We start from the raw sequence: 18455 nt of genomic DNA on the forward strand, positions 1-18455 counted from the left end.
GCACGCGCTAAAGCCGAGGCGGAAGCCCAAGCGAAGGCGCAAGCGGAAGAAGAAGCACGCGCTAAAGCCGAGGCGGAAGCCCAAGCGAAGGCGCAAGCGGAAGAAGAAGCGCGCGCTAAAGCCGAGGCAGAGGCACAAGCCAAGGCGCAAGCCGAAGAAGAGGCTCGCGCTAAAGCCGAGGCGGAAAACAAGCCAAAAGAAAAGAAATCCCTTTTTGCCCGCCTAAAGGAAAGTTTATCGCGCACGAAAGAAAATTTAGGCAGCGGGATTGTTAGCCTATTCAAAGGTAAGGCGATAGATGACGAGCTTTATGAAGATCTTGAAACGCAGCTTTTAGTGGCAGATGTGGGTATGGACACGACCCAGAAGATCATAAATCATCTTACCGACAGTGCCTCTCGAAAAGATCTCAAAGACGCGGAAGCCTTGTTAGAGATAATGAAGCAACAGATGTCAGGCATGTTGTCACAAGTCAATCAGCCCTTACCTGATGTAATGAAGGCCCATGATGCCAGTGAAGGCCCTTTTGTTATTTTAATGGTCGGGGTAAACGGTGTGGGTAAAACCACCACCATTGGAAAACTGGCTAAGCAGTTCCAGCAGGACGGTAAAAAGGTCATGCTTGCTGCAGGTGACACGTTCAGAGCGGCAGCGGTTGAGCAACTTCAAGTATGGGGTGAGCGTAACGATATCCCGGTTATTGCGCAGCACACAGGTGCTGACAGTGCATCGGTTCTTTATGACGCGCTTGAGGCTGCTAAATCTCGCGGTACCGATATATTAATTGCAGATACAGCAGGGCGCTTGCAGAATAAAAATAACTTGATGGAAGAGCTTAAGAAAGTGGTTCGCGTAATGAAAAAGATTAATCCAAACGCGCCTCACGAAGTTATGCTTACGTTAGATGCGGGTACCGGTCAAAACGCCATTAGCCAAGCCAAGTTGTTTAACGAAGCGGTAGGCTTGACGGGTATTACTCTAACTAAGTTAGACGGTACTGCTAAGGGTGGCGTTATCTTCTCTATTGCGGATAAATTTAATATTCCTATCAGGTATATCGGAGTGGGTGAGAGCATCGACGATTTGCGCCAGTTCGACGGACAAGAATTTATTGATGCACTGTTTAGCGAAATGGAAACACCGGAAAGCTAAAGCCAGTAAAGCGTTAGGGAAAAAGAATGATAAAGTTTGAGCAGGTAAGCAAAACCTATCCGGGCGGTCAGCGCGCGCTTAGCAAAGTGAACTTTCATATTGCGCCAGGCGAAATGGCCTTTTTAACCGGGCACTCCGGCGCAGGGAAAAGTACGCTGCTCAAACTTATAAGTCTTATGGAGCGCCCAACGGTGGGGCGCGTTCTCATCAACGGCCACGACCTTAATGCTATCACTCGCCGAGATATTGCCTATATTCGCCGAGACATTGGGATGATTTTTCAGAGCCATCAATTGTTGATGGATAAGTCAGTTTTTGACAATGTGGCTTTGCCTTTAGTCATTGAGGGGTATACCCACAAAGAAATACGCAAGCGCGTTGAAGCAGCTCTTGAGATGGTAGGACTTAGAGACAAAACTCGTTGTTTACCTATCACCCTATCAGGTGGGGAACAACAGCGCGTAGGGATAGCTCGCGCTGTTGTCAATAAACCTCCCTTACTTCTTGCCGATGAGCCAACGGGAAACCTTGACCCCAAATTGTCCATGGAAATTATTCGTCTCTTTGAGGACTTTAATCAGGCAGGTGTGTCAGTGTTAATTGCTACCCACGATCTAGGCCTTATTGCCCGAATGCGATACCGCACATTAACGCTCAAAAATGGACAAATGATAACCGATGGCCTGACTGACGGTCTTGATGATGGCGCAGCGGGTAGCGGTGAAGGAGCTTGGTCGTGAGTATATTATTCAAAGGGCGAGCGAAGGGCGCATCGTCAGCTAAGGTGGGCTTTCTTCAATCTATCGTCATGTTCTTCGTTAGCCACGTGCGTCAAGCGTTATCGAGCCTTGGCGAGCTTTGGCGCCAACCGCTAGCATCACTAATGACCATAGGTGTATTGGGTCTAAGTATAACCTTACCTAGTACCCTTTATATCATGGTTAAAAATACGGAAAAAATAACCGCAGGCTGGGATCAGGCTTCGGAAATTTCGCTATTCTTGAAACCCACTATGAGTGCCGCTAGTTCACAGCAATTGGTGGCTAGGCTAAATACATGGCCTGAAATAGACAGTGTTGTCTACATTCCTGCTGATGACGCGTTTAAAGAGTTTCAGCACTTATCAGGGCTAGGTGATGCGATTGCTTACCTAGAGAAAAATCCTCTGCCCGATGTAGTACTCGTCACGCCAGCTGAAAAATATGCATCGCCAACCGCTGCAAAAGCGTTGTTAGACAAGCTTCGCCAGCAGCGAGAGGTAGATATTGGTAAGCTTGATATTGAGTGGTTAGAGCGACTCTATGCAGTGATTGATATCGCCCGAGACCTTGTTACGTTAATTGGGCTTCTGCTTTTCATTGCAGTCGTGCTCATTATCGGCAACACCATCCGCCTCAATATACTCAACAAATACGACGAAATTGTGGTGATGAAGCTGGTAGGGGCCACCGACGCATTCATTCACCGCCCATTTTTATATACTGGGTTTTGGTATGGCCTGCTAGGCGGTCTCATGGCTTGGTTCGCTGTAATAATAATATTGTGGTGGATGGACAGCAGTATCACTACCTTCGCGGCTATGTATCAAAAAGAATTTAATATTACTGGTCTAACGGGAACCGCATTACTGACTATGCTGGGGTTATCTGTGCTTTTGGGTTTACTGGGCTCACTCATCTCAGTTCAGCGGCATGTGAGAGAAATAGAGCCCAAATAAATAGCCACTGTGCTAAATAAAAAATAGCTACTGTGCTATTGCCCTCGGGTAATGGGATGTGACTGCACTACGAACCCCGTTCCCCCATACAATTGCTTGGTTATAAAGCATGTGAAGCTGCTTCTGGTCGATATTAAGTAGTTTCGCTTGCTTTATTACGTTCATCCAAAGCGCACTTTCAAAAGCACGGACCAGGGTCATATAGCTAGCAATTTCAACGTTTTTACCGAGTAAGGCATCGTTCACTTCTTCTGAAAGCGGCAGTTGCTTCACTATGTCAGTCATGGATTGGTCAAGCAGCCCTTCAAGCAGCGAGAACAAGCCGACTAAGAAGGCTATAGGTGGATTATTTTTCATTCCTCGGCGCTCTGCCAGAAGATCAAAAAATTTGGCGCGAACCAGTGACATATGAATGATTTCAAGTGGCTTGTCGTCGCCTAAATTCGTCAAGCTTAATAAGGCAATAAATTTCTTAATCTCCACTTCACCCATATAATTGAGGGCGTGCCTGAGCGAGGTAATCTTATAGCGCTTGTTGATGGTAGGGTTATTAATAAATTTCAGTAGTAAAAAACTTAGCGTGGCATCGCGCTCAATAATCTGGCTAATACGATCAATGTCAAAGCTGTTGTTCGAACTTTCACCCATCAAATCGACAATGTTCATTTTCGACGCAGGTAATTGCTTCAAAATTCGCGCTTCTGGCTGAGAGAAAAAGTACCCTTGAAAAAAATCGAACCCTAAGTCGAGACATGTTGAGAAATTGTCTTGGGTGTCAACTTGCTCAGCCACTAACTGAACATTTGCATCGTGATAGCGTGGAATATGTTTCTCGATGGTTTCAAAACGGGCCTTCGAAACATCAACTTTGACGATGTCGATAAGAGGAAATATATCGTGTTTTGATGCCACCATCATGGGGTCGTCTATTGCCAACTTGAACCCCAGTTGCTTTATATGCTGGCACGCTTCAAATAGTCCGCTGGATGTGTCGGTTGGATCGGCGAGCTCAACAACAACAGATTCTGGATTCAACGTTGTGGGAAAGCGAGAAATGAGCGTATCAGAAGAAAAAGAAATAAATGATGTTTTCTCGCCGCTAATATCATCAAGGCCTAAAGGGTGAAAATGTTCAGATATAAACTTTGCTTTTTCTTCCTTATGTTCCGGATAAGCGCCCGCTTTACCATCTCTGAACAAAAGTTCGTAGGCAAATACGCTTTTGCTTTTATCTAAAATGGGCTGTCGAGCTATAAACGCGAACATAATTTCTTCCTGCTGAAATGAACTGACATCGTTGTTAACTTTAATTCTAATTTTGACCGAACAGACGTTTAGTCACTTTCTAGTCTATGATATGTATTCGTAATGTAACAACTATTCAATCATTAATTATCAACTATCGCCTAAGGCGAATCATTTAGCTATCGCCCAACGCTGATTGATGGATATGTTTAGCCCACTTTATTGCTTCGTTATAATAGCTGTGAAGAAGGCTTTGGCTGATATCGTATTTCGCGGCAAATTGTTGTATGCCCGTCCACTTTGCACGTTCGAACAACTGCGCCAACGTTAAGCAATTTCTAAGCATACCCGCGCCACCGCAAAGGGCATTTTTAACATCGTCACTAATTGGCACTTTACTAACTAAGTCATCTATACGCTGTTCCATCATGGCGTCTAGCAAGGACAACAGACCAGTAAGAAATCCTTTAAGCGGATTATCTGAATCTTTTAGCTGAGAAAATACTAGCTCGCAAAATTTAGCGCGAACTAGAGCCATCTGCAGTAGCTCAGTCGGTTGACCATCATTTAAATTGGCAAGCGCGAGCAGCGAAATAAACTTCTTCACTTCAATTTCACCCATAAATGTTAACGCGTGCTTAAGAGAAGTAATTTTATGCCGCTTGTTTACCATAGGGTTGTTGATAAAGCGCAAAAGTAAATACGTGAGGGAGGGATCGCGCTCAATAATTTTGTTTACTTCATCAAAGTTCAACTTTGCTTGGCTACTCAGCGCGAGTAACTCCATCATGGTAAGACTACTTGGGCCTAGCTTTCTGTGTTTAACAATCTCGGGCTTTGCTAAAAAGTAAACCTGAAAATAGTCGAAGCCCATGGCTTTGAACTGATTAAACTCTTCGTAAGTCTCAATTTTTTCAGCGACGAGTTTAATGTTCTTAGATTTGAAACGTTCCACTAACGTTGGGATTTCATTGTGAGCAATTTCGGTAATGTCGATTTTTACAATGCTGGTAAAGGGGATAAACGCTTCCCATTTCCCTTTCATGTCGTAATCATCTAGGGCGATAGGGTAGCCCAGTCCACGAATGTGCTTGCACGCAGAAACTAGCGCGTCGTCTACTTCAACCGTTTCTACAATCTCAATGACAACCTTATTCGCATCTAAAGAGGTAGGAAAGCGAAACATAAGGGTATCGCGGTGAAAGTTAATAAACGCTTTTTTGTCCCCGGTAATCTCTTCAATACCTAAGCTCAAGTGGGTTGAGGTCAGTATCTTCGAGGTGGCTTCATCGGGCGGGATGTCAGGAAAGCAATTTTCTTCGCCAATACGAAAAAGTAGTTCGTAAGCGTATACTTCTCGGTTTACATCGAATATGGGCTGTCTAGCGACGTAAGCAAACATCAAGGTCCTCTTTGCTTCACTTGCCTTACTTCTTTGCTTAGTATTTCCCTTTGAGCTTTACGTCCGTTTATTGGCACATTATCTGGAAAATGCGTTGCAGCAGTTGTAGTGCAAAATCGATTAATCCAACCTATTATCTTCAGTTTTCAAAAGGAAAAGCAAGAGATATGATACGAACAGCTTTAGTAAAAGAAAACGTTATTGATTCAGCGTTACGCTGCGAATAGATCATTAAGCGTCGAATTTCATATCACTGAGATTAGCTTTGCGTCTATATTTGGTAATTAACGTATAATACTATGATAGTTTACTGACGATTCAGACTAACTGCAGTCAAACAGGTGTGACTGCTTCGTTTAGTATTGTTCATTTACTTCGATTATTGCTTTGGCCAGCAGTTAATTTAATATTACTCGCCAGCCGTTTAGTGTGAAGCGGTATTCAGAACGTTAATTTGAACTTTTTTTAATAATCTAGGTCTTGATATTGTAGGAAGTGCCACCATACCTACACATCGGTAAAACTTCATATCTTAATTAGGTCTCGCGCAGCTTCGGTTACTTTGTTAATATGAAGCGGCAATAAATGAGGTGAACAATGAGCAACAATTTGCAATCTATGGCCCTGTCAGTGCCACACAGCGGTAGCATTGAAGGCTACATCCAAGCTGTAAGCAGCATTGATATGCTTAGCGCTGAGGAAGAGCGTGAGTTGGCAGTGCGCCTTCGCGAAGACGAAGACTTACAAGCCGCTCGAAAGCTAGTAATGTCACACCTTCGTTTTGTAGTGCACATTGCAAAATCTTACTCAGGTTATGGCTTACCACAAGCCGACTTAATTCAAGAAGGTAACATCGGTCTGATGAAAGCCGTTAAGCGCTTCGACCCAACAGTGGGTGTGCGTTTGGTTTCTTTCGCGGTACATTGGATCAAAGCAGAAATTCATGAGTTTGTACTTAAAAATTGGAGAATAGTGAAGGTTGCGACTACAAAAGCGCAGCGTAAATTGTTCTTTAACCTACGTAAGGCGAAAAAACGTCTAGGTTGGTTTACTCATGCTGAAGTACAAACCGTAGCAGATGAGCTTGGCGTTAGCACAAAAGAAGTGCTTCAAATGGAAGCGCGTATGAGCAGCCAAGATCAAGCGTTTGACTTAACTGCAGACGAAGATGAGACGGGTAATTTTGCGCCGGTTCAATTTTTGGAAGATAAGTCTTCTGATGTTGAAACTGATGTCATTAATAATGACTGGGATACAGCGGCAAGTAAGCGACTGTATTCAGCGATAAAAACGCTAGACGAGCGTAGTCAAGATATCATCGAGACGCGTTGGTTAGCAGACAACAAAATTACGCTACAAGACTTGGCTGATAAATATCAGGTGTCTGCAGAGCGTGTTCGCCAAATTGAAAAAAATGCGATGAAGAAACTACAAGCGGCCATGGTTGCGTAGTAGCAAACGTAATCAGCCTAAACGTTTGATAGACACGAATTGAAAAAGCGCCTTTTGAGGCGCTTTTTTATGAGGTAAAAAAAGTTAAAACATACAGCCTTACTTTTCTTCATCTTTAGCAACAGGAAGTACGTAAAATACCCCCTCAAACTCTGCAACCGGCGAATCTCCATCTAATATGGCAACGCTCAACTCAAAGCGCGCTTTATTATCATTCTCTAAAGGTTTGAATTTTCCCGATAGGGTTTCGATATTGCAGATTGCCCTTGGCTTCATAGTAATAGGTTTGTGGTAGTGAATGTCACCATCGCCCAAGACAATATCCCCATCTAACCCACGCTCTTTGAGCTGCAGGTAAATCATTCCCCATCCCGTAAGTGTGGCTAACGAGAATATACTGCCTGCGAACATAGTGCCGTGAATATTAATATTTTTATTTAGCGATGCGCGGGTTTCAAGTGTGCGCCCGGTGTATTGATAAAGCTTGATACCCATATGTTCAGTAATAGGGATCGTTTCCGACCATGTTTCTTGAAGTGTTTTGCACCACTTAGGATGAAGCACTAACGTATTATTTTCGGTAAACTTTTTCACCATCTGCTGGCGCTTTAACATGCCGAGTTCGTTGGGCGCTTCTCGTTCTATTTCAAAACCACAGGCGCTGAAAAAATCGATCGAAATTTCGCGGCTGTTTGTGACAGCCCGCTCTGCGCCAAGATCTTTTGCCACGTTTTCAAGCGCTGCCATCATCATTTGGCCCAACCCTTTCCGCAGATGTTTTGGATGAACGGCAATGTGTCTGATTTGTGCTTCTTCAGCCGTATTTAAATGTACACGACCACAGGCAACGACCTCTCCAGTGCGGTTGGTAATAATACGGTGCTCTGCGACTTGTTCATATTCGTCTTTCTCTGAACCTGGAGGGAAGTTCCACGGCTGGCGCAGGTGTTCCCACCGAAAATGAAAATAGGCTTCAAATTCGGCATCGCTTTTTGGCGTCACTACCTTATACACAATAAACCGGCCTTATTAAAAAAATGAAAGAGTATTTAAACGTAAGAATACGAACGGTACAAGTTTAATTGTATGAGCAGAATAAGGAGACCAGTACCTGTGTTTAGTTACCGTATTACTATACGTTGAATTGAAAAGTGACGGGCCCGTCGTTAATAAGACCAACCTGCATATCTGCCCCAAATTCGCCCGTGGCCACGGTCATGCCTTTATTTTTAAGCGTATTAACAAACTTTTTGTAAATGGCTTCACCATGCTCGGGAGGCGCGCCACGTGAAAAACCGGGTCTGTTGCCCTTTTGTGTATCTGCTACGAGAGTAAACTGGGATACGACTAAGAACTCACCGCCTACTTGCTCAATATTAAGGTTCATTTTCCCATCTTCATCATTGAACATGCGATAGCGACACAGTTTATTAGCAAGCTTTTCAATTTCTTCGTCACCATCTTTTTTTTCAACGCCTAACAGCACCAGCATGCCGTTACCAATTTCGCCAATCACTTCACCAGCTACAGTTACATTAGCCTCTGATACTCGTTGGATTAACCCTATCACTTAGATGACTCCTGAATAAAACGCGACATATCGCGGGTCGCGCGGCAGAGTGCATAGCCTATGCTTGGCTCTGACGTACTGTGCCCTGCATCGGGTATGATTTGTAACTGGCTTTGTGACCATGCTTTATGGAGAGTTTCCGCCGCTTCCGTTTTACAAATCATATCGTAACGACCGTGGATGATTGTGCCGGGAATATGGCTTATTTTACTAATGTTTTCAAGTATATAGTTTTCTTCTAAAAAGCATTTGTTGGAAAGGAAATGGCATTCCAGTGTGGCCAAGCAGGTAACCAGATGCATAGGGTAGTGGGTGGTGGAGTCACCAACGCCTGGTGGCAGTGAAAGACGTGAAAGACGCTCTTCCCACTGATACCATCGTTTAAGCGCGGCGTGACGAAGCACATCATTACTTGAACGAACCATTGCACTGTAAAAGTCACAAACGGCTTTTGACGTGACGGGCGTCGGGACATCTTTGATAAATCTTCGATAGTGTTCGGGAAACAATTGGGCTGCGCAACCGGAAGGTGATAAAAACCAGTCTCTATCTTCTTGCCTTGCAAGAAAAACGCCGCGAAGAATAAGCCCCGTCACATGAGCGGTGTATTTGAGCGCATACAGCAAGGCTAACGTAGAGCCCCAAGAGCCGCCAAACAAGAGGAGTTTTGGCACGTGAAGGTGTGTTCGTAAAGCCTCAATATCTTCAACATTTAACCATGTGTCGTTGTTAAGCGTATCTGCAATAGGTGTCGAGCGACCACAGCCTCTTTGCTCATAGCCAATTATGCGAAACTTATTACTGTCGAAGAAGCATTTATAATTAGGTGGTAAGCCGGCGCCAGGGCCACCGTGGATAAAGAGTACGGGGATACCGTCTGGGTTGCCACTTTGTTCAAAGTAAAGCGAGTGCCCATTTCCTACTTCGATAAATCCATTCTCATAGCAGGTAACATCGGGGTAAAGTCGTTTCATTTTGTTTCTGCGCGTTGTGTGAGTGCCTGTTTTAGTTTAGTTTATTGTTATACAAACGTTTGCGTGCTGACTGCTTCAACGCTGTTTTTGCTTAGATATTAAGTGTTAAACACAAAGTGTATACTATAGGACAAATGTCATTACGTGCTAGCTAATCATATTATAGTCATAAATGCGAGGATGTTTATATGGCGGGTCAAGGTTCGGGCGGTAATGTAATCGCCGCAATTTGTAATTTTTTTATTCCTGGTTTAGGTCATTTGGTTCAAGGTCGAATTTTAGGGGCCTTGTTTTACTTTGTGGCAGTTGGCGTTTGCTATGCGCTAGCAGCAACGGTTGTGCTTGCTATTGTGTTTTGGCCATTAGGTGCCATCTTACATCTAATCAGTATTATCAGCGCAGCGCGTTTTAGAGGTGGAGTCACCGCATGAAGTTAATTGCATCGGCATTGGTTGCTATGCTCGCCCTGAGTGGGTGTCAGTCTGCTTATTATGCAGCTTGGGAAAAGGTTGGCGTTGAAAAGCGCGACATTTTAGTTGACCGCGTAGAAAACGCAAAAGAGTCTCAGGAAGACGCGCAAGAGCAGTTTAGTTCAGCCCTTGAAGCGTTTAGCGCAGCTGTTGCATTTGATGGCGGTGAGCTAGAAGACGTCTATGATAGCCTTAACAGTCAGTACGAAGACAGTGTCGCTGCCTCAGAAGAGGTAACTGCGCGTATTAACAAGGTAGAGAGTGTGGCTGAAGCCTTGTTCGATGAATGGTCAGAAGAGCTAGAAAAATACGAAAATGCTTCGCTTAAGCGTGATAGCTCAGCAAAGCTTCGTGAAACACAGCGTCGCTATACCTCACTTATGAAAGCGATGCGTAAAGCAGAAAGTAAAATGCCCCCTGTGCTCAGCGCACTGCAAGACAATGTGTTGTACTTAAAGCACAACCTAAATGCCAGTGCGATTGGCGCACTTCAAGGTGAACTTTCTACGATTGAAAACAACGTTGCACAGCTCATAGGTCAAATGAACTCGGCTATAGCAGAGTCTGATGCTTTTATTGCATCAATGAAGAATTAGCTGTTAGCAGTGAATTGAAAAGAGGGAGCAATAGCTCCCTTTTTTGCAACCAAGGCGCACTGCTCATCGCCTTGTGTTTGTTTTAACGTGTTGAAAACATGTTTGCTACTCTGTTGGAACTTTGCGAGGCGCGTTCTCTGCTTTCTTGTTTTCAAAGGCTTCACCTAAACTGCAGGTGAACTCTGCGCCAAATAACACGATTATCCATGATAGATATACCCACAAAAAGAGAATGGGAACCACCGCTAGCGCGCCGTAAATGAGCTCATAGGATGGAAAGTTTGTGACGTAGAGTGCAAAGCCAGACTTCGTTATCTCAAAAGCGATAGTGGCAACAATAGCGCCCACAAAAGCATGTCGCGCATAAACTCGTCTGTTTGGGACAACCATGTACAAAATTGCAAAAGCCAGGAGGGCAGCGCCGCTAGGCACGAGACTTAATAAAAACGTTCCTAGCCCTGGTGTGTATTCTTCGGTAAATGCCGCGAGACCGGTTAAATACGAACTAACTACCACGCTTGAGCCAATAAGCATGGGGCCAAGGGTGATTACCATCCAATATATAGCGAAGGTATACACGATGGGCCTGTCACTTTGTGTGCGCCAAATTCTATTAAGCGTTTTGTCTACGTTTGAGATGAGCATGAGCGCAACGACTAAAAGCGACAAAATACCAATGGCGCTCATTTGAGAGGCATTTCCTACAAAGTCGGTCATGTATTTGTGGACTACATCGCTGGCAGTCGGTACGAAATTGCTAAAAACAAAGTGCTCAAGTTTACTTCGCACAGACGCAAAAGCGGGAAACGCAGACATGATGGTAAAGGTCACCATAATAAACGGCACCAAAGATAACAAAGTTACATAAGCCAAATGTCCTGCAGAGATAGTTATATTATCTTCTTTGCAGCGTTTTATGAAAATGCTGAAAAGATCTCTCATCTGAGGGGTAACATTGTTATATAAGGTTTTAACCTTGTCTAAATCCACTCAACTTCTCCTGACGATACCTTATAAAGATAGAGTATGTTGGGGCTCCATTTTGAAACCCATGGGTATCGATAGTTCATGACTTGTTATTTGAGATGGTAACTGGGGGCAGCCTCGCTGGCAAAAGTTTAATATAAACTTTATACAAAAAAGGCGCATTAGCTGCGCCTTCTCGTCTGAATGTTTCGTCCACTCAAGGTGACTATCTATGCGCATCGGTTTTACGCACCTGAACGCACACCCAGCATGTGACAGATAGCATAGCTGAGTTCACTGCGGTTCAATGTATAGAAGTGGAAGTGTTTTACCCCTTCTTTAGCCAGCACTTTAACCTGATCCATGGCAATGTTCGCACCAATAAGGTTACGAGTAGCTTGGTCATCAGCATCGAGGCCATCAAACATTTTGTGTAGCCAGCCAGGCACGTGTACGTTCGTGAAGCCTGCGAATTTTACCAAAGTTTGATAGTTGGTGACGGGCAAAATACCCGGTACTAAATCTAAATCTACGCCAGCGGCGGCTGCGCGGTCTCTGAACCGCAAAAAGACACTCGTATCGAAGAAAAACTGTGTGATGGCCTCAGTCGCGCCGGCCTCTGCTTTGCGTTTAAGATTGAGCAAGTCGAATTGGGCATTAGGCGCTTCGGGGTGCTTCTCAGGGTAAGCAGCAACAGAAATATCAAAATCGGCAACGTCTTTCAAAAGTGCAACTAAGTCAGAGGCATACATTTCTGTTTTTTCTACCCCTGGCGGTAAATCGCCTCGAAGCGCAACAATACGGCGAATACCTGAATCCCAGTAGTCTTTGGCAATTTGTTTAAGTTCATCGCGGCTGGCATCAACGCAGGTTAAATGGGGCACTGCGGCTACTCCGGTTTGCTGTTGAATACGCTTAACTACATCGTGCGTTCTGTCTCGCTCACCGCTATTTGCACCGTAAGTCACCGACATATAGCTAGGCTTTAGCGGTGCTAGACGTTCAACCGACTTCCACAGGGTTTGCTCCATGGCTTCCGTTTTAGGCGGAAAAAATTCAAAAGATACATCAATATCACGCAGTTCCGACAGGGACTGGTTTAATGCATCGATACCTTGTGCGTACGAAACCATGGTTTATTCTCTCAAAAGTATGTTCTTATGGACGTTTAGACGTCTAAATTAAAGAATATATGTCTAGACGTCAAGAGGTTTACACTGCTCAATTGACCTTTTCGTGAACTTGTTTAGAATTTCTGTTCATAATATAAAAAGAGTAGACCGAGTTAGCATAATGGCAGAATGGAATGGCAAATATATTCACCCCTACGCAGAGCATGGCAAAAAAAGCGAACAAGTAAAGAAAGTCACTGTCTCTATCCCGATTAATGTACTCAAAGCACTGACTGATGAGCGCACCCGCCGTCAAATAAACAATTTGCGTCACGCGACTAATTCGGAGTTACTTTGCGAAGCGTTTTTACATGCGTTTACTGGGCAGCCGTTGCCAAACGATGATGACTTGCGTAAAGACAATCCTAATCGTGTCCCGGCAGAAGCTAGACGTATTATGGAAGAGATGGGGATTGACCCAAGTTTCGAGAACAACGTAACCGAAGACGACTAATCGTTACCTTCTAATTAAAATATAAAAAGCGGCGCCCTTACTGTGAAATGATTTCGCAATAAAGGCGCCGCTTTTTGCTGCGTGTTATATCAGCAATTTACAGCCTGTGTTGAGAAGCTAAAACCTGCGCTTAGCAACCTTAGCAAAAGTTTATATTTTTATTCGCTTGCGCTCTCAGGCAAACGTGCCACACCAGACGCTATTGCTGCTTTAGAAACCGCAGTTGCAATGCGTTCACAAAGGCGAGGGTCCATCGGCTTCGGAATAATGTACTCTTTTCCAAACGTCAAGCTGTCGCTTTTGCTTGCCGCTAATACTTCCTCGGGAACAGGCTCTTTGGTAATACTGCGAAGGGCTTCTACGGCCGCCACTTTCATTTCATCGTTAATTGCCGTTGCGCGAACATCCAATGCGCCTCGGAAAATAAACGGGAAGCATAAAACATTATTCACCTGATTCGGATAGTCAGAGCGACCTGTGGCCATGATAAGGTCCTTGCGTACTTCATGAGCCAGTTCTGGTTTTATCTCGGGATCTGGGTTTGAACAGGCAAATACTATCGGGTTTTCAGCCATTAGCGCCAGTGTTTCTGGTGGCAAAACATCTGGACCTGATACGCCAACAAAAATATCTGCACCTTCCATTACGTCTTCTAGCGTCCGTTTATCCGTATTGTTCGCAAAGAGCTTTTTGTGTTCGGTTAAATCTTCGCGGCGGGTATGAATAACGCCTTTTCTGTCTAGCATGTAGATACGCTCGCGCTGAGCACCACATTTAATAAGCAGCTCCATACATGCGACCGCGGCTGCCCCTGCACCCATACATACAATTTTAGCGCTCTCGATATTTTTACCCTGAATCTCCAGTGCGTTAAGCATACCTGCTGCGGTTACAATAGCTGTACCGTGCTGATCGTCATGAAACACCGGGATTTTGCAACGCTTGATGAGTTCTTGCTCAATTTCAAAACACTCTGGCGCTTTAATATCTTCCAAGTTAATTCCACCGAAGGTGTCAGCAATGTTGGCCACAGTATTAATAAACTCTTCTGTAGTGCGATGCTTTACTTCAATGTCGATAGCATCAATCCCAGCAAAGCGCTTGAACAGTAGGGCTTTACCTTCCATTACCGGTTTAGATGCCAGCGGGCCAAGATTACCCAAGCCTAAAATAGCGGTGCCATTACTAATAACAGCAACGAGGTTACCTTTACCCGTATATTTATAGGCGTTGTCTGCATCTTCAGCTATTTCTCTTACAGGCTCTGCTACACCGGGGCTGTAGGCTAAGGCAAGATCATCGACACTATCGGCCGGTTTGGACAGCTCTACGCGGATTTTTCCCGGGGTGGGCTTAGCGTGGTAATCAAGTGCGCGTTGTCTAAAATCTGACATGTAAAATGGTATCCTTGAATGTAGGGTTCATCGGTGTTTTGCCCACGTTCTGTCGCTATTTTATTATTGTTGTCGGTATAGATAAATTAACGTGAGCGCAATGCAACCAAGCAGTTAAAAAACGTCTTAAAGTTAATTGCTAGCGCCAGAGTTAGTACTGAACGATTTGTATCGTACCAAAAAGCGCCAACAGGCTAATATGAGCTGTTATTCACAGTATTAATACTCACTATTGTTGGGCCGTTGGCAACTCTAACACAGCCAATCACTGTGTACATATCTGATCAGAATTCTCATTTACCAATGTAGGTGAGGCGTACTAATTAGACCAGTAAAATACCGCTATAATTGTCATTCATATTATTTATTTTGATGTCTCATTTCATTCGGTTGATCTATTGTATACGTTGGTGTTTTAACATGGCTTTGGTGAATGCGACTTAGAAGCGCGGTCATCTTAACGGTATCCAAGTATTCCCGATTATCCATCGTGAAAGCCATAAGTCTTCTTTAAGCGTCCAGGTTGTCTGTTAACATGACTCAAAGAATGTATGCGAATGTGGCACTGAGAGCTAATAAATGACAGAAAGAAAATTAATCACCGTTCTTACCGAGGTTTGTGAGACGGCGAAGCAGGAGGATAATGGCTTTGTTTGGTTAACTCATAACGGCCATTGGAGAACGCCACAGGTAGTGGCTGTGTTCAAGACTGAGCACGACAGAAAAAAAGCGCTAAGTAGCGGATGGGATACCTGGTTCATCAACCAAGTGAATATTGCTTTAGACTCAGTTAAGTCGGTGGCACGTGTCATTGATTTTGAAAGTGAAGAGGCGTGTAACAAAAGTAGTAATGGGGACTGGGAACAATATTTGTCGAAACGAACTCGTTTTCATTAATATGCAAGTGAACGAACTATGTACCTACTGTACCCGCTTTCGCTTTATCACAAGTACATAAAATGTGGGAACCGTGAGCGTGAATGCATTTATACGAGCAAAATAGACGTAATTTGAGCAATAAAAAAGCGCCATGGAGGCGCTTTTTCGAACTCGATATCAGGCTTACTTTTTGCCCAATGCACCGAAACGCTTCTTGAAGCGGTCAACACGACCACCAGTATCAACGTTACGTTGCTTACCAGTGTAGAAAGGGTGACATGAAGAACATACGTCTAGGTTGATGTCTTTACCAAGCGTAGAACGAATGTTCATTACGTTACCACATGAGCAAGTTGCTGTGATTTCTTCGTATTTAGGGTGGATATCTTGTTTCATTGGGTTACCTCACATAATAAGGCCGTATCGCTATACAACCCGAAGTCGCACACCATACGTTACTTAATTCAAATGATAAGTCGTTCAAAGAACAGCCTATCGCAAAAAGAGCGGCGTATAATAAAGGATGGGAGGGGCTTGATCAAGCGGTTTTTGATTACTTGCTAAACAAGGGCGCTGCACAAGAACGCTAACCAAAAAAACATTCCTTTTATGCTTAACAGTAAAGTATGTTTAAATATTTAGCTTTCAGGGCTAACGTACAGCTAGTACCACTTAATAGTGTATGTTCGCTACACAAGCAGTCTCAATGAGCGCTGTGAGAGTATTCAAATAAGGTAGAACGTTCGCAATGGCCTTTATCCAAGTTGCCGTGCCTGTGCCACTGCGCCAACTTTTCACATATACCCACGATAACGCACTCAGTGCGGGTGTGCGAGTAGTTGTGCCTTTTGGCCCACGCAAACTGGTGGGCGTAGTCGTTGAAACGCTACAGAAATCACAAAACGAAATTGAAAATAGCAACAAGCTTAAGGCCATCGAATCAGTATTAGATGATGACCCCATTATTGATGATGTACTGCTGAAAATGGCACAGTGGCTGTGGCAGTATTATCACCATGCGCCGGGTGAAGTATTACACGCTATGCTGCCGGTCTTATTGCGTAAAGGCGAGTCCGCATCGCCTGTCCCTCAGGATATGCTGAGGCTAACCAATGAAGGTAAAACTACTGCCGCTGATACTTTGTCCCGCGCGCCTAAACAGAAGGCATGTTTTACTGCTTTATCAAGCTGTGACATACCCGCGTCGCAAGCACGTAAACAATTTGGTGCCCCTGCAGTTAAATCCTTGATAGAAAAGTCTCTTGTTAAAATAGAAGAAGTCACACCAGAATTGAAAGTGGGTGGTTGGCTCTCTACTTTAGCGCTTTCTGAAAAACCGGTTCCCGCTACCGAGCAATCGGTCGCTATCGCGGCGCTAAATCGTCAGCACGGCAAGTTCGCAGTGAGCTTATTGGAGGGGGTGACTGGAAGCGGTAAAACAGAAGTATATCTGCAAGCTATTGAGCCTTTACTGCGCGAAGGGAAACAAGTGCTTATACTCGTGCCTGAAATTGGCTTAACGCCACAGACCGTATCTCGGTTTGAAAAGCGATTCGCCATAACAGTGGGTGTTTTACATTCTCAACTTTCTGATAAAGATCGACTGCACGTGTGGCAGCGAGCCAAGGCTGGTGAACTCGGTATCATCATAGGTACACGTTCGGCCATTTTTACTCCGCTAAATAACCCCGGCATGTTGATTGTGGATGAAGAGCATGATGAGTCGTTCAAGCAGCAAGATGGCTTGCGTTATCACGCGCGAGATCTTGCGGCCATGCGCGCTAAGCAGCACAATATTCCTCTTTTATTAGGCAGCGCCACTCCCGCGCTTGAAACGCTAAATAACGCATTAACTGGTCGCTATGCGCACTTGCAGTTGACCAAGCGCGCTGGTGGAGCGAGAAGTACTCACCAGCACGTTTTAGATGCCCGGGATCAACCGATTCATTATGGTATTTCGCAAGGCCTGTTAACCATCATGCGTCAACACATAAGCGCAGGTAATCAGGTATTGGTATTTGTGAATCGCAGGGGCTATGCGCCAGCACTGCTTTGTCATCACTGCGGTGAAACCGTAATGTGCAAACGCTGTGATCGCCCGTATACCGTTCATAAAGCGCAAAACCGATTACAATGTCACCACTGCGGCGGTATGCGTTCGATGCCGTCGAACTGCGAGGCGTGTCACCATCCTGAGCTTGTAACAGCAGGAACTGGAACAGAGCAGGTTGAACAAGGCCTTTCAAACCTATTTCCTGGCGTTAAACAAGTGCGCATCGATAGCGACACCGTGCGGGGAAAAGACAAGCTTCACCAAACTCTTGATGCAATAAACCGGCAAGAGTATCAGCTTTTGGTCGGCACTCAGATTTTGTCAAAAGGCCATCATTTTCCACATGTGACATTAGTCGCGGTTTTAGACTGCGATGGCGCTTTGTTTAGTGCTGATTTTAGAGCGCCAGAAAAGCTTGCTCAGCTTGTTACGCAGCTTGCGGGAAGGGCAGGGCGCGCAAGTAAACCGGGTGAAATGTGGCTGCAAACCCTAAATCCTCAACATCCGCTGTTACAAGACTTGGTGCACAATGGCTATGGGCATTTTGCCAGGCATGCACTTATGGAGCGAAAAGCGGCAGGGCTTCCTCCCTTTACGAGTCAATTTGTTGTTCGTGCTGAAGCTAGCGACAGCAGCTTGGCTTATCACTTCTTGCGAGAATGCAAACAGGTGTTTAATCAACAGCACGCCGTTGAAATAAACGGTCCGTTCCCTTGTTTGATTGAAAAGCGACAAGGCAGATTTCGATTTATGCTGGTTTGCAGTCATCAAAAGCGTGGGCCGCTTCACAATGCGCTACGTTTAGCACTGCCATTTTTACAGGCATTACCCCAAGCAATGAAAGTAAGATGGTCGATAGATATTGATCCTACCGATTTCAGTTAGCTTGTTGCGATGCAATACGTTAAAATTTCTGCTTAATGGAAGGTGTGGTAAGCACTTTCTTTAGCCAAATTTGA

General features: G+C 44.6%; 18 protein-coding genes. 9 read left to right on the forward strand and 9 right to left on the reverse strand.

The features are described from left to right. The 3 genes from ftsY to ftsX all read left to right on the forward strand — a co-directional run. A partial coding sequence (gene ftsY / locus JC525_RS06635) for a signal recognition particle-docking protein FtsY (protein ID WP_233095033.1) occupies positions 1-1152 on the forward strand: 1152 nt, incomplete at its 5' end. 26 nt (positions 1153-1178) lie between these two features. Further along, positions 1179-1892: a cell division ATP-binding protein FtsE gene (gene ftsE / locus JC525_RS06640; protein WP_198815125.1), complete on the forward strand. Its 714-nt coding sequence runs from the start codon at positions 1179-1181 to the stop codon at positions 1890-1892. Beyond that, positions 1889-2869, forward strand: coding sequence for a permease-like cell division protein FtsX (gene ftsX, locus JC525_RS06645; protein WP_198815126.1), 981 nt, complete (start codon positions 1889-1891; stop codon positions 2867-2869). The genes ftsE and ftsX overlap by 4 nt, the downstream gene beginning before the upstream one ends. A gap of 27 nt (positions 2870-2896) precedes the next feature. Here the strand turns inward: ftsX and JC525_RS06650 are convergent, their stop codons facing one another. Continuing rightward, a complete protein-coding gene (locus tag JC525_RS06650) occupies positions 2897-4135 on the reverse strand; it encodes an EAL and HDOD domain-containing protein (RefSeq protein WP_198815127.1) in 1239 nt (412 codons plus the stop codon). A gap of 154 nt (positions 4136-4289) precedes the next feature. Further along, positions 4290-5516, reverse strand: a complete 1227-nt coding sequence (locus JC525_RS06655; RefSeq protein ID WP_198815128.1) for an EAL and HDOD domain-containing protein — start codon at positions 5514-5516, stop codon at positions 4290-4292. Between the two features lie 597 nt (positions 5517-6113). Here JC525_RS06655 and rpoH point away from each other — a divergent pair. Then, the gene (gene rpoH / locus JC525_RS06660; protein ID WP_105932186.1) at positions 6114-6968 is read left to right on the forward strand and encodes an RNA polymerase sigma factor RpoH; all 855 of its coding nucleotides are present in this window, start codon (positions 6114-6116) and stop codon (positions 6966-6968) included. 99 nt (positions 6969-7067) lie between these two features. Here the strand turns inward: rpoH and JC525_RS06665 are convergent, their stop codons facing one another. From JC525_RS06665 to pip, 3 genes are all read right to left on the reverse strand, one after another. Next, on the reverse strand, positions 7068-7982 hold the full coding sequence (locus JC525_RS06665; protein ID WP_198815129.1) for a bifunctional GNAT family N-acetyltransferase/hotdog fold thioesterase: 915 nt from the start codon (positions 7980-7982) through the stop codon (positions 7068-7070). Between the two features lie 118 nt (positions 7983-8100). Continuing rightward, positions 8101-8538: a D-aminoacyl-tRNA deacylase gene (dtd, locus tag JC525_RS06670; protein ID WP_198815130.1), complete on the reverse strand. Its 438-nt coding sequence runs from the start codon at positions 8536-8538 to the stop codon at positions 8101-8103. Next, positions 8535-9512: a prolyl aminopeptidase gene (pip, locus tag JC525_RS06675; protein WP_198815131.1), complete on the reverse strand. Its 978-nt coding sequence runs from the start codon at positions 9510-9512 to the stop codon at positions 8535-8537. Before pip ends, dtd begins: the two co-directional genes overlap by 4 nt. Before the next feature lie 188 nt (positions 9513-9700). On the opposite strand from pip, the gene JC525_RS06680 reads away from it, so the two are divergent. Next, the gene (locus tag JC525_RS06680) at positions 9701-9943 is read left to right on the forward strand and encodes a hypothetical protein (RefSeq protein WP_105932190.1); all 243 of its coding nucleotides are present in this window, start codon (positions 9701-9703) and stop codon (positions 9941-9943) included. Then, positions 9940-10578, forward strand: coding sequence for a DUF2959 domain-containing protein (locus JC525_RS06685; RefSeq protein ID WP_198815132.1), 639 nt, complete (start codon positions 9940-9942; stop codon positions 10576-10578). The genes JC525_RS06680 and JC525_RS06685 overlap by 4 nt, the downstream gene beginning before the upstream one ends. A gap of 105 nt (positions 10579-10683) precedes the next feature. Here JC525_RS06685 and JC525_RS06690 read toward each other — a convergent pair whose 3' ends face one another. After that, on the reverse strand, positions 10684-11568 hold the full coding sequence (locus JC525_RS06690; RefSeq protein WP_198815133.1) for a virulence factor BrkB family protein: 885 nt from the start codon (positions 11566-11568) through the stop codon (positions 10684-10686). Positions 11569-11789: 221 nt separating this feature from the next. After that, positions 11790-12677, reverse strand: a complete 888-nt coding sequence (gene metF, locus JC525_RS06695) for a methylenetetrahydrofolate reductase (RefSeq protein WP_105932193.1) — start codon at positions 12675-12677, stop codon at positions 11790-11792. 160 nt (positions 12678-12837) lie between these two features. Here metF and metJ point away from each other — a divergent pair, with 160 nt between their 5' ends. Continuing rightward, a complete protein-coding gene (gene metJ, locus JC525_RS06700) occupies positions 12838-13170 on the forward strand; it encodes a met regulon transcriptional regulator MetJ (RefSeq protein ID WP_105932194.1) in 333 nt (110 codons plus the stop codon). Between the two features lie 158 nt (positions 13171-13328). On the opposite strand, the gene JC525_RS06705 is transcribed toward metJ, so the two are convergent. Next, a complete protein-coding gene (locus tag JC525_RS06705; protein WP_198815134.1) occupies positions 13329-14564 on the reverse strand; it encodes a malic enzyme-like NAD(P)-binding protein in 1236 nt (411 codons plus the stop codon). A 579-nt stretch (positions 14565-15143) separates the two neighbouring features. On the opposite strand from JC525_RS06705, the gene JC525_RS06710 reads away from it, so the two are divergent. Beyond that, positions 15144-15461: a hypothetical protein gene (locus JC525_RS06710; RefSeq protein WP_198815135.1), complete on the forward strand. Its 318-nt coding sequence runs from the start codon at positions 15144-15146 to the stop codon at positions 15459-15461. Positions 15462-15626: 165 nt separating this feature from the next. Here JC525_RS06710 and rpmE read toward each other — a convergent pair whose 3' ends face one another. After that, a complete protein-coding gene (rpmE, locus tag JC525_RS06715) occupies positions 15627-15839 on the reverse strand; it encodes a 50S ribosomal protein L31 (RefSeq protein ID WP_014950975.1) in 213 nt (70 codons plus the stop codon). A 352-nt stretch (positions 15840-16191) separates the two neighbouring features. Between rpmE and priA the strand changes: the two genes are divergently transcribed. Further along, positions 16192-18381, forward strand: coding sequence for a primosomal protein N' (gene priA, locus JC525_RS06720; protein WP_198815136.1), 2190 nt, complete (start codon positions 16192-16194; stop codon positions 18379-18381). Positions 18382-18455: the final 74 nt, after the last annotated feature.

The sequence above is a fragment of the Alteromonas sp. IB21 genome (assembly GCF_016405965.1).
Lineage (GTDB): Bacteria > Pseudomonadota > Gammaproteobacteria > Enterobacterales > Alteromonadaceae > Alteromonas.